Origin of the sequence: Polyangium sorediatum, assembly GCF_029946465.1 — a bacterium.
GTDB lineage: Bacteria > Myxococcota_A > Polyangia > Polyangiales > Polyangiaceae > Polyangium > Polyangium fumosum.
This window is the reverse complement of sequence record NZ_JARZHI010000003.1, coordinates 203,774-220,204: the sequence shown is the minus strand read 5'-3', so window position 1 is coordinate 220,204 and position 16,431 is coordinate 203,774. Positions and strand designations below refer to the sequence as shown.

Below are 16,431 nucleotides of genomic sequence, written 5' to 3'. Positions count from 1 at the left end.
TCCTGCTGAGCGTGAATCGTCCGCGTCGCGCCGCGTCGAAAAGTCGCTGCCGACGTCATGGCTGCGTGGAGGATTCGAAATGAAGAAGTACGCGACGATCCTGGCATTCTGCGCCCCTCTGCTCGGACCGGCGATGGAGGCACGAGCGGACGTCGGGATCGATGCTTCGTTTCAGGCGCAGATGCAGATGAGGACGCCCGCGCAAATGAGGACGCCGGTGCAATGGCAGCCGCCCGTCCAGGTGCAACCGCCCGTCCAGACGGCTCCCCCGGCGGTGCGGCCTTATGGTCCGCGATCGGTCCCGCGCCCGCAATATGGGCCCGTCCCCACGCCGAGGCGCTACGGGTACGCGTCCCCCGGCTACACCGAGCTCCGCATCGCGCCGGCCTTCGGCGGGATGGCCTGGATCTACGACGGCGACACCCTCGTCGGCTCGATCGAGGGGCGCCCGGGCGTCCTGTTCGTCCCCGAGGGGCGCGCGTACGGCGTCGTCATGACCCGCGGCGATCGTAGGGTTTGGCAGGGCCATGTCCAGGCCACGCCCGGCGTCGTGGCCCTCTCTCTCGACCGCTACGGCGCCCCGCTCGTCGAGCGAATCCCGCCCCCGCCCTCGCACGGTGGCTATCCGCCGCCCGCCTTTGAGCTCGAACCGCCCCTCTCGGCCATCCCGTTCCGCACCACGATGGCCGACCTGGAGGCCTTGCGGGACGACCGCAGCCGCCTCGCGTTCCTTGGCGAGGCCTTCGGGGCTCGCGCCGTCACCGTCGGGCAAGCGCACGATCTGATCGCTCGCTTTGCATTCGAAGAGTCGCGCCTCCGCGCGCTCGAGCTCCTCGCCCCGAACCTCGTCGGCCGCGGCGACGCCTCGCGCCTCCTCGACGACTTCGTCTCCTACGAGGGCCGCGCCCGCGCCGCCGCCATTTTGCGCCTGCCGTGACTACCCGCAATGCCCGCTCGATGTCCCGTCCGGCGGCACGCACGAGAGCCCGAGGGTCGCGCAATCGATCGTGACCTTCGATCCCGCCACGCAAGCCGCGATCGACGAGCCATTGCAGACGTCGATCCCGGGATCGAGCGGCGAGCATGCTTCTCCGGACCGCGCGCAACGCGCGCCCCCGTCCTCCTCGACGCAATTCGCGCCCATCGCCGCGCAATCGAACTCCGAGGCGAGCGAGCCGTCGCAAACGCGCACCCGCGCTTCGTTGGGCGCGCAGGACGTCGTGCCCGGCTCGTCGCACGGAAACACCCCGTCTTCGGTCGCGCATTGCGCGTCCGCGCCCTCGGCGCCCTCGGGGCAGGTGAGCCCCACCGTATCGCAATCCTTCGCGACCTTCAGGTTCGACGCCGGATCACACCGCACGTACACCCCCGACGTGCAGCGCGGCGGCGCCGCCGTATCGGGCAAGCACCCGCTGAGCGCGCATCGCCCCTCGCTCCCGAGACCGAGCCGGCATTCGCTCCCGGCGCCCCAATGCGGCGATACACAACGCTCGGCGTACCGGCTCGTGCAATCGACGAGCATCCCCTCGGACGCGCACGCGTCGCCCGCCACGCCCGCGCAACGCGCGTCGTCCTCGGCGAGCGGCTCGACGAAGGCGCATGCGAGCGCCTCCGTGCACCCTTCGGCCTCGCTCACGCAGCCGAGCAGGCTCGCCTGTGCCGAGAGCCCGAACCGGTTCGGCGGCAAGGGACCTGCGAGCCACCCGAGGCACGTCGAGTACCGCGTCGCGCTCGCCGGCACGCCGATCGACCGCGCGAGGGCCTCGGAGAGCCTCGGACAGCGGAAGACGAGGCTGCACGCCCGCGCGCCTTCCTCGATCGAGAGGTACCCGGGCAGCGCGTTCGCCTGCGGGGGCACCGTGAGCCCATCGAACACGGTGCATCCGAGGAGCCCGAGGAAGAGCCACGCCAAAAGTTTTCCACGCATCACCGACGATTGTCGCCGATCTCCCCCGCCCGATACGGATTCGCGTGCAAATCCCACCGCGGCGCCGGTGCTTTCGGGCGCGCCGATCCCGACGCACCGCCCGAAGACGGCCTCGCCTCGGCCGTCGCCGCCGCTGGAACGGGCCCGCGCTCGCCCGGCGCCTCTTCGCCCGGCGCATTCATCCCGACCATCCCCGCGGCATCCCGCGCCGACGCCACGCGCGCCTCCACGCCCGCGTTCGCGCGTGCAGGGCCCGGCCCCGCCCGTTGCATGGCGAAGAGCGCGAGGAAACCACCTCCCGCGAGCGCCGCCGCCGAGGCCAGCATCAAGATCGACCGCGACGACGATCGCCGGCGCGGCTTGTTCTCCGTGGCCTCGACCCTTGGTTGGTCCAGAAAAACGCGCACGGCTTCCCGCCGCCGCTCGAGCTCCGCTGCCCCGAGCCGCGCGAGGATCGCAGAGACCTCGCGCGCCGGCGCCGGCGGGAGCGCGCGTTCGAGCGCCTCCGCGAATGCCGCCGCCGAGGCAAAGCGCTCCTCGGGATCACGGCAGAGCGCCGCCTCGAGCACCTCGTCAATCGCAGGCGAGAGGCCCAGCGCCTCCTCCGAGAGCCGTGGGATCTCGTCTGCGAGCACGCCGATCAGCACGTCGGCCTCGTCGTGCCCGTCGAAGAGCCGCTCGCCCGTGATCGCCTCGTGCAGCACCACGCCTGCGGCGAACACGTCCGCGCGCCGATCGAGCTCGCGACGCCGGAGCTGCTCCGGCGCCATGTACGCGATCGTCCCCTTCATGATCCCGCTGCCCGTCTGCGTGATCCGCCGCGCTGCTTTGGCCACGCCGAAATCGATGAGCCGCGCGCGCCCGTCCGTGCCGACGAGCACGTTCCGCGGGCTCACATCGCGGTGCACGATCTCGAGCGGCTCGCCGCGCAGGTCCTTCGCTTCGTGCGCTGCGTCGAGCCCGGCGAGCACGTCGAGCAGGATCCGGCTCGCCACCGCGGGGGGCAGCCGCTCGCCCGCGCGCCGGGCCGCGTCGACCAGCGCGCCGAGCGAGAGCGACTCGACGTACGGCATCACCAGGCAAAGCTCGCCGGACGCGTTCACCACGTCCTCCACCGGCACCACGTTCGGATGCCGCATCGACGCCGCGACGCGCGCCTCGTCGGCCAGCATGTCCCGGAGGTTCGGCTCCTTCAGCAGGTGCGGATGCACGCGCTTCATCACGACGAGCCGTTCGAAGCCGACCTCGCCCGTCTTGCGCGCCAGGTACGTCGTCGCCATGCCCCCGGAGGCGAGCTCGCCGATCACCTCGTACGGACCGATCCGCTCGATCGATCGCGCCATTCAAAAGCTCCCCGTGGCCTCGACGAACGCCGGGCTTCCGAGCACGGGCGGCGCGAGCCCGATCTTCACGTTCCGCCCGCTGCGATCCACGAGCCAGATCGATCCGAGCGCGCCCGTGACCGCGCCGAGACCGAGCGACACCCCGATCAGCACGTTCGTGCGAAACTGTTTGTCCCGACCATCGTAGAGTTTGTCCCAGGTCGGCGCCGCGTCGAAGTCCGAGAGCGCGGCCAGCGTGTCGACCCCCGACCACACGACGAGCCCTGCGCTCACGACCGTCGCCGCCCCGCTCGCGACGAGCGCCGGCACGAGCCAAGGTTTTTCGGCGCGCGGCGCGGGCGCGGGCGTAGGTGTGGCCGGCGGGCGCGTGGCTTTCGCGGCCGGCCGCGTCGGTTCTTGAGGGGATTCGTTCGGCGTCGAAGCAACACCCTCCACGATGAGCGCCACGCTGCGCACGCTCCCTGCTTCGAGCGCCTCCGTCCGCTGCACCGCGATCCCACGCACGCGCCCTTTGATCACGTGCGTTCCAGGGTGCACGTAGACGCTCGTCCCATCGAGCCGCTGATCATCGACCTGCACGTCCTCGGCCTCGGGCGCGAACACCTCGATCCGCCCGAGCTTCGCCGCGAGTTCTGCGAGCGCCTTGCCGGCTTCGTCGCGATCCGGCGCGCCTTGCGGCGCCTCGCGCAGATACCGCGCGTAGCCGTTCGCCGCGCGCGCGATCTCGCCGGCCTTGTCCCATGCTCGCGCCAGGTTCCAGAGCGGCGCCGGGTGCGGGGCTCTTCGGTACGCCTCCTCGAAGCGTTCGGCTGCTCTTGAAAAATCACCGGCTCGATACGCGCGTTCGCCCTCCTCGAATGCGCGCGTCGCGGCGGCGCGATCCTCGGCCGTGACCGCGTGCTCCTCGGCCTGCGCTGCTGCGATCCCGCCTTCCGCCGGCGTCGCAAGGAGCGCGAGCGTGGACACGACGAGGCCGGCTCTTTTTCGAGAAACGGAGCGGGCGAGGAGGTGCATTCCGCGATAAGATACCACGCCTTCCGAGCGCGCCGAGGCTCCCTCCGGCGCGGGGAGCAGGGGTATGACACATCTTGTCCTTCCCTCTCGAGCGACTCGTGCGTCCATCGTTGGGCTCCTCCTTGCGGCGACCGCCTGCGGCCCTGCTGCCGAGAGCGAGGACGAGAGCGTCGACGTCGAGCAGGCCCTCGACGCGTTCGACGTCTCGCAGAACGAAGCGGCGCTCGTCATCGCTTCGATCGCGCGCCTCGATCCGAAGAACACGAATCCCGACCTCGCCGCCGTGAAAGCGGCGGCGACGGCGGGCCTCGTTTTCCGCCCCATGGATTGCGTCACGTCGACGCGAAAAGACAACACGGTGAAGTACCTGCTCTCCGGTTGCATCGGCCCGTTCAAGACGGGGAAACTCGACGGGAAGCTCGACGTCGTCTTTTCGGTCGGCGCGAGTGGCCTGCACGCGCTCGCGTCCGCGCGGGATCTGCGTGCCTCGCGGGCGATCCTCGACATCGACTCCGAGGGGTTTTTCTCGCTGGACCCGGACGGCCAGACGCGTCGCCTCGTGGTCGAGGCGAGCGGGGCGGGGCAGGGACCACGGGGGCATCGCGTCGAGCGCGCAGGCGACTACACGGTCACCTGGAATGCCACGGAGAAATGCGCCACGTTCGAAGGTGATTTCGAGACCCGCGTGGGCGCGCGGGTGTTCCGCACCGCCGTGAGCGATTTCGCGCGTTGCGCGGGAGAATGCCCCGCGGCCGGCGGCGAGATCGTGCACGAGACGAAGGATCTCGGCATCAGCATCCGTATCACGTTCGACGGCAGCGCCGTGGCTTCCTGGTCGAGCTCGCGTGGCAAAAGCGGGACGATTCCGCTATTCTGTGGCGCTGAAGCATGAACGAACGAGCGCCGCGGCGCGGAGGAAAACATCGATGAGCGAGGCGGCAGAGGAGGACGACGTTTCGCTCGTCGAGCGGGTCCTCGCGGGGGATCGGAGCGCGGCGGACGCGCTTGTGAAGGAGCACCAGGCCGGGATTTTGCGCCTCGTGCGCCGGTATGTCCGGCGCCCCGAGGACGCGGAGGACGTCACGCAGCGGGCTTTTCTCAATGCGTTCGAAAAACTCGCCGATTTTCGACGCGAATCGAGCTTCCGCACCTGGCTGTATCGGATCGCGGTCCACGTCGCGCTGAACCACGTCCGTGGATCCTCGCGGGAAGGCCCGCTCGCCGACATGGATGATCTGCCTGCGTTCACGAACTCCCTCGAGACGAGCCGGCTCGTCGCGGCCGAGGTATGGGGCCGCGTCGCGCAGCGCCTCGAAGAGCTTCCCCCGAAGCAGCGCCTCGCCGTCGAGTTACGCCTCTTCCACGAGCTCAGCTTCCGCGAGATCGCGGTCCTCGCCGATTGCAGCGAGGACAGCGCCAAGGTGAACTTTCACCACGGCATCAAGCGTCTGCGGGGGTTGATCCCGGATCCGAACGCTTGAGCGCGCGGGCGTTTCGCCGCCTCCTCCACCCGAAGATCCCCGCGCCGATGGCTCCGATCGCCGCCGAAAAGGCGAAGGCCCGCGGGGCCGACACGAATGACCCGCCCGGGTCTGTCCGGACCGACGGTTCGTCCTTTCGTATCGATGCAGGCGCTGCATATACCGCGCACATCCCCGCCACGTCGTCCGGATCGAGCGCGCGCCTCGCCGCGTGCCCCGGCTTGAGCCCTGCGCGCATCACGACCGTCGTTTGCCCGCTGTGCGCGAGCCCCGCCGCGTGCCCGAGCTCGTGGAGCAGCACCGTCTCCAGATCGAGCGCATCCGCCGGCACGCGCTCCACATCGCTCCACCGTCGCGTCGCGTCGAGCTCGATCTCCACGCGCCGGATCTCGCCCGTCCATTTGTCGCTCTCGACATCCGTATGCGCCGCGATCGCCGCGCCGTGACGCCACCCCGAAATCACGACCCGCACCTCGATCGACGCGTCTTCCCCCGCATTCGCTTCGACAAACGAACCCCCGAGCGACCCGCAAACCACGCCCGACCAGGTCGCCATCGCCCGGCGCAACGCGCCGCGGCCCCCGTCGGAAACACCCGGCATGGGTGTGGCAAGACGCACCCGTGCCGGAAGCGAAGGAAAATGCAGGCGCGCGCCGTACTCGGATCGTCCGGTTTCGTAAGCCTCGGCTTTCGGCGTGAACGAAAGGCCCACGAGCACCCCGAGGGATGCCCGGACGAACACGAGGACGGCGCGCGCCCGGTTCATGCTTTCACGGGGCGATCGGATCGGCCGCGTCCGCCTCGGCCGCGTCGATGTCCATCGAGCCCGACTCCTCGAGCAATGCATCGAGCTCCGGATCCGCGTCCAGCCCGTCCGCGCTCACGTCGGCCTGATCCGGCGGCGCTTCCTCGGCGAAGCCGGCGCACATCTCGACCGTCCCCTCGTCCGGGTTCATCGCGTCGTTGTTCGGGTTGTCGTCCTTGTACGCCGTGCGCAGGCCATCCTTGTCCCAGCATTCGTGCGCCGTGCCGAGGAGCTTCGGGTTCGGCCCGAGCGAGGCCACGGCCGCCGCGGCGCGCCCGCCTTCGCCGGCCTTCCACAGGATCCGCAGGCCGATGGCCTCCTGGCCCGGCAGATCCGGGATCGCATCGCCCACGCCGACGGCCCGGAACCGACCGCCCACGCCCACGAGCCGCACGAGGTCGGCGCCGTAGTTGACCTTCTGCATTTGCGGGTCGTCCCGACGAACCACATTTATGTACGCGATACGCCGGCCGCGCTTGTCGCCCTTGTGGTTCGCGAACCAGAAATGGACCGACCCGTCCGCGCCCGGGGCATTGTAGAGATCACTCACGTTCGTCAGGTTCACGTGGAACCGCCCGCCGCCCGTCTTCGGGCCCTTCTTCACGAAAATGCCCGTGAGCAGCGCCTTCTTCGCGCCGTCCGCGGCCTTGCCCTGCACCAGGTACCGCAGCCGATCCTGCGTCGTGCGCACCACGGAGAACGTGATCTCCACGCTCTGGATCGTCTTCACCCATTGCGCGTAGGCACGGCCGTCCGCCGTCGCGCCCTTGCGCGTGGGCTCGCCCTGGGCCGCCTCCTTGATGAAGCTCAGCACGGCCGCGACGTCGCCGCGCGCCTTGTCGCCCTGCTTCTGGCCCTCAGCGAGCAGCGTCGCCGGATCCCCGATCATCTCCGCCGCCGCGGCCGCGTCCTGGTCCTGCTGGATCAGATCGCCGAGGTCGACGATCTCGTCCTGGGCGATCGGATCGACCGACGCGTCGGGGTCGGGTTCAGCGCTGCCGCCGCCGCAGCCGGCGAGCGCCAGGGCCGAAGAAAGGACGAGGCTCGAGAGCGTGTAACGAAGCCATTTCATGCCGAGATCTCTCCCTTCGATCCTCCACGCGTGGCGGAGGATCGTCATTCGAACGACGCGTTTTCACACCTCGTTCGCGCTTCTAGACACCCCGGCGGGCGAAAGGGAAAATCAGCGCTTCGCGTGGACCTTCACGGCGAAGAGCCCCGGGCCGTCGCCCTCGCGGTAGCCCTCGAAGCTCACCTCGTACTGGAAGTAGCGGGCCCTCGGCACGACGAGCTGCATGTCCGTGGGCGGGCCCAGCGTGCCCGTCGGATCGACGAACCAACCGTCGCTCCCGTCCGCGCCCACGAACGGCGGATCGCCGTCCTCGCACGCCGGGTCGTTGCAAGCGCGCACGCGCAGCGCGAGCCGCGCCCCGCCGCGCCGGTAGATCGACATCACCTCGTCCGGCCCGAGCGCGCGTTTCCAGATGGCGACCTCGTCGTAGGCCCCCTCGGCTTGGAAATCACCTTTGGACAGCGCGCCGACGCTGAAGTCGTCGCCGGTCAGGAAGATGGGGGTGTTGAACGTGGTCCCGAGCGTCGCCTCGGCGATCCCGTCGACGTAAAGCACGACCTGGGCCTGCGCGTGCCCCTTCTTGACGGCCGCGAGGTGATGCCATTGGCCGTCGTTGATCTGGCTCGCGCCGCAGAACGGGACACCGTCGTTCGGGTCATCGAAGTTCGACATGAAGGTGCCTGCGGCGCGGCCCTCGGGCGAGCCCTCGCCGCAAGGTCCGAAGTCGGCCGGCGCGCAGCCGAGCCAGAGGTGCGGGCCGCTGAACCCGGTGTCGACGCCGAGGAAGACCTTGTTCCCCGAGCAATTCGACTCCGTCTTGGCCCAGAGCGCCCAGGTGAAGTCCCCCTGGTTGAAATCGTAATCCCCCGAGATCGTATCGAGCGCGAGGTACGTATTGAGTTTGTCCGCGAGGCCCTGCCCGATCGGACCCTCCTCGAACGAGAGCGTCGTGCCCACGGGCGCGGTCACGACGGCGTTGCCCTTCTGGCCGGACGTATCCATCGCCGCGGCCCCCGGGGTCAGGGCGCCTGCGCCGTCGAGGTGGAGCAGGAGGACGTTCGCGGACATGTCCATCGACCCCTCCGCGTACCCCACCTCCTTGCCACGGGAATCCGGTAATGCTTTCAGGTACGGCCCGGCCGGGGTCCAGGTGAACGTGGTCCAGTCGACGGGCTCGCCCGCGTCGAAGACCCGCGAGCGGAACGCTCCGTCGAGCGAGCTCGCCTTCAGGCGCAATCGCGCGGCCGCCCACTCCGTGTCCGAGAACGACCCGAACTCGAATTCGCCGTCGAACCCGTCGTCCACGAATTCGAGCGTCCCATCCGGCAGCTCGACGGGTCCACTCCCGCTCCCGCTCCCGCCCCCCGACGAGAGCGCGTCGAGATCGACGAGGGCCGAGCAGCCCAGCGTGAAGGAGAGGGGGACGAGCGCTGCGAAAAGGTGCGTCTTCATCAGAAGGTTCCTCGAAGGCCCACGAATCCGCCGCCGATCGTCGGGGCAAACTCCAGGCGGGGCATCGCGCTCTTCTGTTCGTCGGTCGGCTTGGGCTTCGACACGAAATACACGACCGCCGCCGCCCCCAGGAGGGCGAGCGACGCCCCGGCCGTGATGTCCGCCGCCAAGAGCTTCGTACGCACGGGATCCACCGCCGCGTCCGTGCAGCGCGGCGCGCACGATGCTTCGAGGTCCGATTTCGCCGAGAGTGCGAGGAGCCCGATCACCCCGGCCGCGCCGAGCCCGAGGAGGCCCACGCCGCCGATCACGATCGGCGCGATCGGCACGCCGCTGCCCTTCTCGTCCTCGGGTGAAGGCTCCGGGGCCTTCGGCTCCTTCTTGAACGAAGCCTCGATCCGCACGAGTTTGTCCCCCTCGTGCACGATCACCTTGCGGGTCACGGGCTCCGCGCCGTCCCGCTCGAAGCGCAGCACGTGCTCGCCGGGATCCATCGGCATGGCCTTCCCATCGAGCCGATCGCGCACGAGTTTGTCCCCCTCGAACACGCGCACGTCCGCCGTCTCGTCGCCCTTGTCGTCACGCGCGACGAGCACCACGGTCGGCAGGCTCTTCTCGATCTCGGCGAGCCACTCGGCGCAGTCGCCGCGCACCACGCGCGGGCAGGTGTTGTCCGAGCAGACGAGCGCCGCCTCGCGCGCCTGCGCGAGCTTGCCTTCCTTGCGCAGCGACTGCGTTTGCTCGTACGACGCCACGCACTCTTTTTTCGTCGTGGCAGAGGCGGGGGCCGCGAGCGGGATCGTCGCTGCGGCGAAGAAAACAAGGGCTCGGGTCTTCACAAACACTCCGGCTTGATGCGGCGGATCCCCTTCGCGTCGATGGTGTACGGCGGGCTGCAGCCCTCCGCGCGGGGCGCCGTCTTTCCGCTCGTCGTCGTCGCTGTCGCCGCGCCCGTCGGCGCGCTCTTCGCCGTCGATCGCGGCGTCGCCGCCGTCGTCGCGACGGGCGCGCTCGTGCTCGTCGTCGTCGTCTCCGGGGGCGCGGGCGTGACCGTGGGCTCGGGCGGCTTTGCAGACGCGCTCGCCGTCGTCGCGGCGCTCGTGGGCGCGACCGGCTGGATCCCCGTCGCATGCTCCGCGCGCCCTCGATCGAGCCAGAGCACGGTGGCGCCTCCGAGCGCGACGACGAGCACGGCGGCCGCGAGGATCACGACGGATCGAGGAAGCGCCACGGATTGCGGCGCATGGGGCACCGCGATCCCCGAGACCTGCGAGGAGCGCATCGCCGACGGCATGCTCGCCGCGTCCACGCTCCCGTCGTGCGACGCCGGCAACGGCACGTCCGCGTCCGACAGCGACGCGTTCTCGATGGCTTGCACCTCGCGCGCGCGCCGCGTGATCCCCTCGGGCGCCACCTGCGCGAGCCACTCGCCGACCTCCCATGCGGGGGCCGGCGGCACCGCGGCTTCGAGCGCCATCGCCATCTCCCGCGCGGTCTGGAAGCGCTCGGCCGGATCCCGCGACAGCCCTCGCATCACGACGGCTTCGAGCGCGGGCGGCACCTCGACGCCGATCTGCTTCAGCGGCGGGATCTCGTTCATCGTCACCTGCGCGATGATCGCGAGCTCGCTGTCGCCGTTGAACAACCTGCGCACGGCGAGCATCTCCCAGAGCACGATGGCTGCGGCGAACACGTCGACGCGCCGGTCCACGCGGCTGCCGTGCTTGATCTGCTCCGGCGCCATGTACGCGTATTTCCCTTTGAGCTCGCCCTCGCGCGTCACCTGAGCGCGGCCCATCGCCTTCGCCACGCCGAAGTCGAGCACGCGCGCCGTCCCCTCGGCGCTGAGGATCACGTTCTGCGGCGACACGTCGCGGTGCACGATCCCGAGCGGATCACCGCGCTCGTCGACGGCCTCGTGCGCGGCGTGAAGCCCGTGCAGCACGCTCGTCATCACGCCCGACACGATCTTCAGCGCCGGCCGTTGCGACCCGTCGCGCTCCATGTTCCGGAGCACGCGCGCGAGGCTCTCGCCGTGCACGTAGTCCATCACGAGCAAGAGCTCGCCGCCCTCGGCGATCATGTCGAGGATCGGCACCACGTTCGGGTGCTTGATCCGCGCGGCGAGGCGCGCCTCGTCGAGGAACATCGTGCAGAACTCGGGGTTCTTCGCGAACTGCGGGTGCAGCCGCTTGATCGCGACCGTCCGCGCGAACCCCGACGGCCCGAGCAGGCGCCCGAAATGGACCGTGGCCATGCCTCCCGACGCGATCTCGCCGTAGAGGGCGTACCGACCGACCTTGCGCGCGCCCGCGTGCCCTCCTGTCATGAGGCCGTCGCCACTCTAACAGACCGCGCCCTTTTGCGGCCACATCTCTTACCCACCCTTCTTCTGCCGCGCCTTCCAGGCCCAGAACGCCTTCGAGCTTCCGCTGCGCTTCCCCTTCGCCTTCCCGCTCCCGCGCGCCTTCTTCTTCGGCGCCTCGTCGAGCGTGACGAACCGCGTGGGTGCGCCGCCTCCGTGGGTTTGTCCTTCCTCGGTCAACGACACCCGCTGGAACTCGATCCACTCCCCGCCCTTTTGGAACGAGTCCGAGCGCACCTCGCAGAGCCCTGCGCGCACGAGCCCGTTCACGAGGTGCTCGAACGAGCGCCGATCGAGCGACTCGCCAAACGTCTCGCGATGCAGCCGCCCCATCGGCTGCCCGTCTTCGTCGGCGAGCGCGTCGAGGATCTTCTGGATCGCCGCCGTCTCGGCGCGGCTTGGCTCGCGGAACTTCCTCCCGACGCACCCGTCCGGCGCGCACACGTCGCACACCCCGCAGGGCCTTCCGTCGTCCTCCTGGTCGCCGAAATGCCGGACCAGGTGCAGCATCCGGCACCCGTGCCCTTCGGCGTACCGGGCCATCTTGGCCAGGTCTTCCTGCTTGTGCTTCCGCTGCGCCACGTACTCGCCGAGGAAATCTTCGCTCCCCCGCCGGATCCCCCCGTCTGCGTCGAGGATCGCGCCCCCGCTGATCCAGAGCTTTTCGAGCACCTTTTCGAATTTCTCCGGATCGGACTCCACCCGCGGGGCCAAGGCCTCCTTTGTCTGCGGCCGCGTCCCGAGCGCCGCGAACAGCGCCGAGAGCAGCGCCGGCTCCGGGTAATCGCGCTCGAAGAAAAACTCGTGCGTCCGTCGATCCGTGAACGAATGCATCAAGATGGCCCGTGACGGCAACCCATCCCGCCCGGCGCGCCCGATCTCCTGGTAATACGCCTCCACGCTCCCGGGCAGCGCCAGATGGACCACGGTCCGCACGTTCGATTTGTCCACCCCCATTCCGAACGCGATCGTCGCGACCACCACCTCGAGCTCCCCGCCCAGAAACGCCGACTGGATCCGGTCCCGTGTCCCCGTCTCCATCCCTGCGTGATACGCCGCTGCCCCCAGCTCCGAGAGCTCCCGCGCCGTCTCCTCCGCGTGCTTCCGCGTCGGCGCATACACGATCGCCGGCCGCCGCTCCTTCGGCGCCAAAAGCTTCTTCACCGCGTCCGCCCTCGCCGAAGGCGAAAGCTCCACCACCTCGATCCCGATGTTGGTCCGCCGAAATCCATGAATGAACCGCGCCGCCTCGGACAGCCCGAGCTCCCGCGCGATATCGTCTTGCACCATCGGCGTCGCCGTCGCCGTCAGCGCCACCACCGGCGCCGGCCGGAGCGAAGGCAACCGCTGCCCCAGCATCCGATACTCCGGCCGAAAATCATGCCCCCAATGGGAAATGCAATGCGCCTCATCCACGGCGACCAGCGTCGGCTTCCGCCGGGCCAGCATCTCGGGAAACCCCGGCACCCGCAACCGCTCCGGCGCCACGAACAAAAAATCCAACCGCCCCGCCAAATACTCTGCACAAGCGGCCCGCGAGCTCTGCCGATCCCGCCCCGAATGAATCCGCTCCGCGGCAAACCCTTGCGCCCGCAGCTTCCCCACCTGATCTTCCATCAAAGCAATGAGGGGACTCACCACAAGCGTCGTCCCCCGTCGTGCAATCCCTGGCAACTGATAACAAAGCGACTTCCCGGCCCCCGTGGGCATCACCAAAAGCACATCCTGCCCCTCGGTCACGGCCCGACAAACCGCCTCCTGATAAGGCCGAAACCCAGGAAACCCAAAACGCTCCCTTAAAATCTCCCCCAGCGTCGCGTCCGCCCGAACCTCCCGCCGCTCCCCCAGCGGCAGCTCCGCCTGCCCATTCAACCTCCGCGCTTGTCCCATACCCTTCACCACCCCCGCCGAAGCAAACGCCGTCACCTTGCTCGGCACCACCCCCGGATCGACCTTCCCCTTCTTCCCCACCCCCTCCTTCTCCTTGCGCGCACTCTTCGCGCGAGCCGCCGTTGGTTCGAGGCCCGCGGGTGCCGGGGCTTTGGAGGGCCGGGGTGGTGGGTCCTGTTGTTTGAGGGCCCGCTTTGCGGGCCCGAGTTCGGGGGAACCGCCCCGGCCCTCCAAAGCCCCGGCACCTGCGGGCCGATCGTCCCCATCCTGCACCGCGCCCACCACATACTTCACATACGCTTCAATCCCCCGCATGAACGCCTTCAAATCTCCCTCCCCACGCGACAACCTCGCCAAACGCGCCTCCCATTCCCCGGTCATCGCGGCGCTCTTCACATGCGGATGAACCGACCCTACCAGCAGAATCCCCTTGTCCGTCGCCGCCAAACTCTTCCCCATCCGGACCACGTATTCCCGCTTGATCAGCGTCTCGATGATCGCCGCGCGTGTCGCCGGCGTCCCGAGCCCCGTGTCCTTCATCGCGTCCGACAGCTCTTTCTCCTCCACCGTCTTTCCGGCCGTCTCCATCCCCGTCAAGAGCGTCGCTTCCGTGTACCGGTTCGGCGGCTTCGTCGTCTTTTTCTCCGCTTTGGCCCCCAGCACCCGCGCGGTTTTTCCTTCCGAAAGCCCTCGCGGCAGCTTTTGCGCCTCTGCTTCCTCCTCGGCCCCCTCCGCATCGCCCTTCTTTCTTTTTTTCGGCCCCTCTTTCGTACCGGCCCCCCCGAGGTCCAGCACCTTCCAGCCCACTTGCTCGACCACCGTCCCCGCCGATCGAAATCGATCCACCGCTTCCGGCGACGTCACTTCCGTGATCACCGTCGTCGTTCGCTCGATCAGATCCTCGTGCCACGCCGCGAGCAGCCTCCGGCAGACCAGGTCGTAAAGCTTTTGCTCCTCCGCCGACAATGATCCGCGCGCGGCCGTCGTCGTCGGCACGATCGCGTGGTGGTCGGTCACCTTCGTGTCATCCACGAACCGCCGCCCGAGCGGCCTTTGCCCCGTCCCCGGCGCCAGAAGCCCCTGGTAGTTCCCCTCGATCGTCTTCACCACCGACGGCAGCGTCTGCGCCACGTCCGTCGACAGATGCCGGCTGTCCGTGCGGGGATAACTGATCAGCTTGTGCCGCTCGTAAAGCGATTGCGCAAGGTCGAGCGTTCGTTGCGCGCTCCACCCGAACAGCCGGTTCGCGTGCCGCTGCAGCTCCGTCAGATCGTACAGCAATGGCGGCGGGATCCGGCGCGTCTCCGCCGACACCTTCGTGATCACCGCGCGCCCCGCGCTCACCCGTCGCGTGATCCGCTCCGCCTCCTCCCCGTCCGGCGGCAGTCGCCTCGGTTTTTCCGGGCCGCCTGGTTTTTCCGGGACATCCAGCAGGATCCCCTCGTACCGCCCGTCCGGCCCGTCCGGCGCTCCTTCCGGCGCGAACGTCGCCCGCACCTCCAGGTAGTCTTCCGGCACGAACGCGCGGATCGCTTGTTCTCGCTCGACCACCATCGAGAGCGTCGGCGTCTGCACCCGCCCGACCGACAGATCGTGCCCGAGCGACAGCGAGTAGGCCCGTGACAGGTTCATCCCGACGAGCCAGTCGGCTCGGCTCCGCCCGCGCGCCGCGTCCGCCAGCGCGTCGTAGTCCCGCGCGTCCCGGAGCTTCCGGAAGCCCGTCCGGATCGCGTCCGCCGTCAGCGAGGAGATCCAGAGCCTCCGCACTGGCTTGTTGCTGCCTGCGGCGTCGTAGATGTAGCGGAAGATCAGCTCGCCTTCTCGCCCGGCGTCCGTCGCGCAGACCACCCACTCCACGTCCGCGCGGAGCAGGATCTTCTTCACCACGTCGAACTGCTTGCGCGTCTCCTCCAGCACCGTCAGCGGCCAGGTCGGCGGCAGCATCGGTAGCGTTCGCAGGTCCCAGCGCTTCCAGGCCGGGTCCATCTGGTGCGGCTGCGCCAGCGCCACGAGGTGACCGATCGCCCAGGTCACCACGTAACCGGCGCCTTCGAGCGCACCTTCGCTCGCCTTGTTCGCGCCGAGCACGTGGGCGATGTCCCGGGCCACGGACGGCTTTTCGGCGACGACGGCGATGGTCATGGGCAGCGGCCCCCGGCTCGGGGGCGGCGCATCATGACAAAGGGGGCGGGGATGGGCAATCCATGCCGCGCTGGGCTTCGCGCTTCAGGGCGCGACCGCTTCGCAACCTGGCGCCGGCGGTTCGGCCGGGAACGACGCGTTCGTCTCCGCGCATACCTGCGTGGGGTTCGTGGGGGGCGGCGGCAGCGTCTCGTCGCAGGGCGCGTTCGCTCGGTGGCTCGGGTGCCGCGCCAGCGTATCGCAGGCGAACCTCGTCGTGCGCCGGGCGTACGCGAGCGCCCCCTCGATCGTGCGTAGCGTGCTCTCGCCATACGCGAGCTGCTTTTGATCTCGGGGCGGCGAACGCTCGAGCTCGCTACAGGCACGGAACGCTTCGTCCTCCATGGCGAATGCCGTCTGCGCCATCCGGTCCACGATGCGGATCCAGTCCGCGTGCTCCTTCGGCGTCGCGCGGAGCAGCCGCTCCAGGAGCTGAAGCTCCTTGGCGAGCGGCAGCCCCCGGCAACCTCGCCGCGACATCGCCCCGAAACGCTGTGCCCCGCGTGACAGCGTGTTCGTACTTCCTGTTCCTGGCGGATCCGGACATACAGCTCTTGCTTTCGCACGCAGCCCTTCGATCTGCGAGGGCGTGGTTTTTGCGTTTTCCTGGTCGAGGGAGGTGATCCAATCCGTGGCGGTGCCGAGGGACGGGCCTTCCGGCGGCGTCGTCGTGGCGCGTGCCTGTGCGCAACCGACGAGCAGGCATGCGAGGACACATGCGATCCAGCGGGTCCCCGTGGAATTCGTGTGCACCATGTCCGTGTACGTACACCTCCTGGGGCGTGTCCTTGGGCAGACGTCAGCTATCGGCCGTCGTCTTGGACGATGGACCGCCGTCGTGGACGGGTATATCGTGTGTTCCTGATAGGCACGTTTGGGGGCGCGTCACGGCTCGTTCGCG

Annotated in this window: 13 protein-coding genes; 3 read left to right on the top strand and 10 right to left on the bottom strand. The window is 69.3% G+C overall.

All coding sequences use genetic code 11. The annotated features are described in order from the left end of the window. Nucleotides 1–79: 79 nt before the first annotated feature. Nucleotides 80–937, top strand: a complete 858-nt coding sequence (locus tag QHF89_RS05120; RefSeq protein WP_136967231.1) for a proline and serine-rich protein 1 family protein — start codon at nt 80–82, stop codon at nt 935–937. Here QHF89_RS05120 and QHF89_RS05115 read toward each other — a convergent pair whose 3' ends face one another. Genes QHF89_RS05115 through QHF89_RS05105 form a run of 3 tightly spaced genes read right to left on the bottom strand, consistent with a single transcriptional unit; the run spans nt 938 to nt 4,236 of the window. Next, a complete protein-coding gene (locus tag QHF89_RS05115; RefSeq protein WP_136967232.1) occupies nt 938–1,927 on the bottom strand; it encodes a hypothetical protein in 990 nt (329 codons plus the stop codon). After that, a complete protein-coding gene (locus QHF89_RS05110; RefSeq protein WP_136967233.1) occupies nt 1,927–3,270 on the bottom strand; it encodes a serine/threonine-protein kinase in 1,344 nt (447 codons plus the stop codon). The genes QHF89_RS05115 and QHF89_RS05110 overlap by 1 nt, the downstream gene beginning before the upstream one ends. Further along, nucleotides 3,271–4,236, bottom strand: coding sequence for a tetratricopeptide repeat protein (locus tag QHF89_RS05105; protein ID WP_284720078.1), 966 nt, complete (start codon nt 4,234–4,236; stop codon nt 3,271–3,273). A gap of 112 nt (nt 4,237–4,348) precedes the next feature. On the opposite strand from QHF89_RS05105, the gene QHF89_RS05100 reads away from it, so the two are divergent. Both QHF89_RS05100 and QHF89_RS05095 read left to right on the top strand, forming a co-directional pair. Then, nucleotides 4,349–5,176 (top strand): hypothetical protein, encoded by an 828-nt coding sequence (locus tag QHF89_RS05100; RefSeq protein WP_136967235.1) that lies wholly within the window; start codon nt 4,349–4,351, stop codon nt 5,174–5,176. Between the two features lie 34 nt (nt 5,177–5,210). Further along, entirely contained in the window at nt 5,211–5,765 is a 555-nt protein-coding gene (locus tag QHF89_RS05095; protein ID WP_136967236.1) for an RNA polymerase sigma factor, read from the top strand. Here the strand turns inward: QHF89_RS05095 and QHF89_RS05090 are convergent. The 7 genes from QHF89_RS05090 to QHF89_RS05060 all read right to left on the bottom strand — a co-directional run bounded on the left by QHF89_RS05090 (nt 5,725) and on the right by QHF89_RS05060 (nt 16,010). Further along, nucleotides 5,725–6,531 (bottom strand): matrixin family metalloprotease, encoded by an 807-nt coding sequence (locus tag QHF89_RS05090; RefSeq protein ID WP_284720077.1) that lies wholly within the window; start codon nt 6,529–6,531, stop codon nt 5,725–5,727. The genes QHF89_RS05095 and QHF89_RS05090 overlap by 41 nt on opposite strands. A gap of 4 nt (nt 6,532–6,535) precedes the next feature. Beyond that, nucleotides 6,536–7,642, bottom strand: a complete 1,107-nt coding sequence (locus QHF89_RS05085) for a hypothetical protein (RefSeq protein ID WP_136967238.1) — start codon at nt 7,640–7,642, stop codon at nt 6,536–6,538. A 111-nt stretch (nt 7,643–7,753) separates the two neighbouring features. After that, on the bottom strand, nt 7,754–9,094 hold the full coding sequence (locus QHF89_RS05080) for a LamG domain-containing protein (RefSeq protein ID WP_136967239.1): 1,341 nt from the start codon (nt 9,092–9,094) through the stop codon (nt 7,754–7,756). Beyond that, complete coding sequence (locus QHF89_RS05075; protein ID WP_136967240.1) at nt 9,094–9,933, bottom strand: hypothetical protein; 840 nt, start codon at nt 9,931–9,933, stop codon at nt 9,094–9,096. Before QHF89_RS05075 ends, QHF89_RS05080 begins: the two co-directional genes overlap by 1 nt. Beyond that, entirely contained in the window at nt 9,930–11,423 is a 1,494-nt protein-coding gene (locus QHF89_RS05070) for a serine/threonine-protein kinase (protein WP_136967241.1), read from the bottom strand. Before QHF89_RS05070 ends, QHF89_RS05075 begins: the two co-directional genes overlap by 4 nt. Nucleotides 11,424–11,471: 48 nt before the next feature. Further along, nucleotides 11,472–15,491, bottom strand: a complete 4,020-nt coding sequence (locus QHF89_RS05065; RefSeq protein WP_136967242.1) for a DNA topoisomerase 3 — start codon at nt 15,489–15,491, stop codon at nt 11,472–11,474. 84 nt (nt 15,492–15,575) lie between these two features. Beyond that, a complete protein-coding gene (locus QHF89_RS05060) occupies nt 15,576–16,010 on the bottom strand; it encodes a hypothetical protein (protein WP_136967243.1) in 435 nt (144 codons plus the stop codon). Nucleotides 16,011–16,431: the final 421 nt, after the last annotated feature.